Source organism: Kitasatospora sp. NPDC036755 (genome assembly GCF_040636595.1).
Lineage (GTDB): Bacteria > Actinomycetota > Actinomycetes > Streptomycetales > Streptomycetaceae > Kitasatospora.
Genome location: NZ_JBEZUT010000495.1, coordinates 1 through 4,438 on the forward strand (window position 1 = coordinate 1; position 4,438 = coordinate 4,438).

Below are 4,438 nucleotides of genomic sequence, written 5' to 3' on the forward strand. Positions count from 1 at the left end.
CGGTGGCGCTGTAGCGGCGGAAGGCGTAGACGGCGGCGCCGTCGTCCGAGATCAGGTACTCGGAGGTGCTGCTGCCGATGTTCATGCTGCTCGGCGACCGCCCGCTGACCGGGGTGGTGCACGCCGCGGGCGTCCTCGACAACGGGCTGCTCCCGGCGCTCACCCCCGAGCAGCTGGCGGGCGTGCTGCGCTCCCGGGTGGACGCGGCCCGGCACCTGCACGAGCTGACCCGGGACCAGGACCTCACCGCCTTCGTCCTGTTCTCGTCCGTCGTCGCCGTCTTCGGCGGCCCCGGCCAGGCCAACTACGCGGCGGCCGGCGCCGCCCTGGACGCCCTGGCGCACCAGCGCCGGGCCCAGGGCCTGCCGGCGACCTCGCTGGCCTGGGGCCTGTGGGAGGTCGAGGGCGGGATCAACGCCGGGATCACCGCGGCCGACCGCGCCCGCTTCGCCCGGGAGGGCTTCCTGCCGGTCGGCCCGGAACAGGGCCTCGCCCTGTTCGACGCCGCCCTGCGGGTGGACCCGCCCGCGCTCACCGCCACCCCGTTCGACCTCGCGGCGGTGCGGGCCCTGGACCCGGTGCCGGCCCTGCTGCGGGCCCTGGTCCCGGCGGGCACCCGGCGCCCCCGGGCCGCCGAGGCCGTCCCGCTGGTCGAGCGGCTGGCAGGGCTCGCCCCCGACGGGCGCACCGAGCTCGTGCTCGACCTGGTCCGCACCGAGGTGGCGGGCGTGCTCGGCTTCCGCGACCCGGCCGACGTCGACCCCCAGCGCCCCTTCCAGGAGCTCGGCTTCGACTCGCTGACCGCCGTCCAGCTGCGCAACCGGCTGGGCGAGGCCGCCGGGCTCACACTGCCGGTGACGGTGGTGTTCGCCCACCCGACGCCGCTCGCGCTGGCCGGCTTCCTGCTCGGCGAGGTGACGCCGCAGGACGCTGCCGAGCCCTCGTCCGCCGTCCTGGCCGAACTCGACCGGCTGGAGGAGGTGCTCTCCGCCGTCGGCGACGAGGAGGAACGCGGCACCGTCACCGTCCGGCTGCAGACCATCCTGTCGCGCTGGCTGGAGGCCTGGGGCACCCCCGCCGCCGACGGCGCGGTGACCGACCTGGAGGACGCCTCGACCGCCGAGCTCCTCGACTTCATCGACAACGAGCTCGGCCGTGCCGGCAACTGACGACCGGCACACCGGACAGGGAAGGGGTGACCGTCCGCATGGCGGATGAGAAGAAGCTGGCCGAGTACCTGAAGTGGGTCACGGCCGACCTGCAGAAGGCCCGGCGCCGCGTCGCGGAACTGGAGGCCGGCCGCGGCGAGCCGATCGCCGTCGTCGGCATGGCCTGCCGGTTCCCCGGCGGGGTGGGCTCGGCGGAGGAGCTGTGGCAGCTCGTCGCCGAGGGCCGGGACGCCGTCACGGAGTTCCCCACCGACCGCGGGTGGGACCTGGACGCGCTGTACGACGAGGACCCGGACACCCCGGGCACCTCCTACACCCGGGAGGGCGGGTTCCTGGACGGCGCGGCCGAGTTCGACGCCGCGTTCTTCGGGGTTTCGCCGCGCGAGGCGGTCTCCATGGACCCCCAGCAGAGGGTCCTGCTGGAGACGGCCTGGGAGACCTTCGAGCACGCCGGGATCGACCCGACCGCGCTCCGGGGCGAGGACGTCGGGGTCTTCGTCGGGGCGGTCGAACAGACCTACCTCGGCCTCCAGGGCCCGGCCGAGCTGGAGGGCTACCTGCTGACCGGCAAGCTCACCAGCGTCGCCTCCGGCCGGATCTCCTACTCGTTCGGCTTCGAGGGCCCGGCGATCACGGTGGACACGGCCTGCTCCTCCTCGCTGGTGGCGCTGCACCTCGCCGCCCAGTCACTGCGCAACGGCGAGTCCTCCCTCGCCCTGGCCGGCGGGGTGACGATCAGCGCGACGCCCGGCGGGTTCGTCGACTTCTCCCGGCAGCGCGGCCTGGCCGCGGACGGCCGGTGCAAGTCCTTCGCGGCCGCCGCCGACGGCACCGGCTGGTCGGAGGGCGTGGGCCTGCTGCTCGTCGAGCGGCTCTCCGACGCCGTCCGCAACGGGCATCGGGTGCTGGCCGTGCTGCGCTCCTCCGCGGTCAACCAGGACGGCGCGTCCAACGGGCTCACCGCACCCAGCGGGCCGTCCCAGGAGCGGGTGATCCGCCAGGCGCTGGCCGAGGCCCGGCTGGACCCGGCGGACGTGGACGCGGTCGAGGCGCACGGCACCGGCACCCGGCTCGGCGACCCGATCGAGGCGCAGGCGCTGCTGGCCGCCTACGGCGCGCAGCGGCCGGCCGAACGGCCGCTCTGGCTGGGCTCGTTGAAGTCCAACATCGGCCACTCGGCGGCCGCCGCCGGGGTCGGCGGCGTGATCAAGACGATCCAGGCGATCCGGCACGGCGTGCTGCCGAAGACCCTGCACGTGGACCGGCCGACCCCGCTGGTCGACTGGTCGGCGGGCGCGGTGCGACTGCTCACCGAGCAGCGGCCGTGGCCGGAGACCGGCCGCCCGCGCCGGGCGGCGGTGTCGGCCTTCGGAGTGAGCGGCACCAACGCGCACGTGATCATCGAGCAGGCGCCGGCGGCCGAGCCCGCCGAGCCCGCCGAGCCCGCCGAGCCCGCCGAGCCCGCCGAGGCCGACGGTCCCGCCGAGGGTGGTTCCACGGCGCGTCCGCTGCCCGCCGTGCCCTGGCTGCTCTCGGCCCGTACCCCGAGCGCCGTACGGGCCCAGGCCGGACGGCTGCTCGCCCTCGCCGAGCGACGGCCCGAACTGTCCGCGGCGGACCTCGCGTTCTCGCTGGCGACGACCCGGGCCGGCCTGGAGCACCGGGCCGCCGTGGTGGGCGCGGACCGCGCCGAACTGCTCGACGGGCTGCGGGCCTTGGCCGCCGACGGGGACGGTGCCGTCACCGCGGCCCCGCCGCGGCCGGGCAGACTGGCCTTCCTGTTCACCGGCCAGGGTGCCCAGCGGGCCGGGATGGGCCTGGAACTGCACCGGGAGTTCCCGGAGTTCGCGGCCGCGTTCGACGCGGTGTGCGCCGCGGTCGACCCGCACCTGGACCGCCCGCTGCGCGAGGTGATCGCCACCGGCGAGCGGCTCGACGACACGGCGTACGCCCAACCCGCGCTGTTCGCCCACGAGGTGGCGCTGGCCCGGTTGGTCGGCTCCTGGGGCGTGCGGCCGGACGTCCTCGCCGGACACTCGGTGGGCGAGTTCGCCGCCGCCCACCTCGCGGGCGTTCTGACGCTCGACGACGCGGCGGCGCTGGTCGCCGCCCGGGGCCGGCTGATGCAGGCGCTGCCGCCGGGCGGCGCGATGGCGGCACTGCGCGTCTCGGCCGAGGAGGTCGGTCCGCTGCTCGCCGCCCACCCGGGCCGGGTCGGGCTCGCCGCCGTCAACGGCCCGGCCGCGGTGGTGGTCTCGGGCGAGGAGGCGGTGGTCGAGGAGATCGCCGCGGCCGTCCGGGGGTGGGGCCGGTCCGCCAAGCGGCTGGTGGTCAGCCACGCCTTCCACTCCCCGCTGATGGAACCGATGACCGCGGAGTTCGCCCGGGTGCTCGAGGGCGTGACGCTGAGCGCGCCCACCGTCCCGATCGTCTCCACGGTGACCGGCCGGCTCGTCACCGAGGAGCAGCTGCGCTCGCCCGAGTACTGGATCGACCAGGTGCGCAGCCCGGTGCGCTTCCTCGACGCCGTCCGCACCCTGGCCGCGCGGCAGGTGGGCGTGACGCTGGAGCTGGGCCCGGCGGCCGTCCTGACCGCGATGGTCGAGGACTGCCTCGCCGACGGCCCGGGGGTGGTGCCGGTGGCCGCCGCGCGGTCCGGCTGGTCCGAGCCGCGGGCCCTGGTCGCCGCGCTGGGCCGGCTGTGGGCCGCGGCCGCCCCGGTCGACTGGCCGGCGTTCCTGGCCCCGGCCCGACCCCGCCCGGTGGAGCTGCCGAGCTACCCCTTCGAACGGCAGCGTTACTGGGTGGACGCCGCCGAGGAACGGCCCGCGGACCCGCTCGCCGGGCACCCGCTGCTGGACTCGGCCGTCGAGGTGGCAGGCAGCGACGCCATGGTGTTCACCGGCCGGGTGTCGGCGCGCTCCCAGCCCTGGCTGGCCGACCGCACCCTGCACGGCGAACCGGTGCTGCCCGCCGCCGCCCTGCTGGACCTGGCGATCCGGGCGGGCGATGAACTCGGCTGCGGGCTGGTCGAGGAGCTGACCCTCACCCGGCCGGTGGCGCTGCCGCACCGCGGCCGGCTGCGGCTCCAACTGGCCGTCGGCGCGGCGGAGCCGGACGGCGGACGGCCGTTCACCGTGCACACCGGCGCCGACCAGGACCGCCCGGTGTGGACGGCTCGAAGACGTGGGCCGCCGTGCTGTCCGGGAACGGCTACCGGATGATGCTCCAGGAGTGGAACCGCGAGCCGCTGGAGCGGGGCGCGCCGA

Annotated in this window: 2 protein-coding genes; both read left to right on the forward strand. The window is 76.5% G+C overall.

What is annotated here, in order from left to right; all coding sequences use genetic code 11:
- Positions 1 to 65: 65 nt before the first annotated feature.
- The gene (locus AB0E96_RS38670; protein ID WP_359831151.1) at positions 66 to 1,169 is read left to right on the forward strand and encodes a beta-ketoacyl reductase; all 1,104 of its coding nucleotides are present in this window, start codon (positions 66 to 68) and stop codon (positions 1,167 to 1,169) included.
- A gap of 38 nt (positions 1,170 to 1,207) precedes the next feature.
- Entirely contained in the window at positions 1,208 to 4,393 is a 3,186-nt protein-coding gene (locus tag AB0E96_RS38675) for a type I polyketide synthase (RefSeq protein WP_359831153.1), read from the forward strand.
- The last annotated feature ends 45 nt before the right edge of the window (positions 4,394 to 4,438 follow it).

Excerpts from the sequence above, each read along its gene's own strand:
- AB0E96_RS38675 (WP_359831153.1), top strand. The coding sequence starts at position 1,208 with ATGGCGGATGAGAAGAAGCTGGCCGAGTACCTGAAGTGGGTCACGGCC.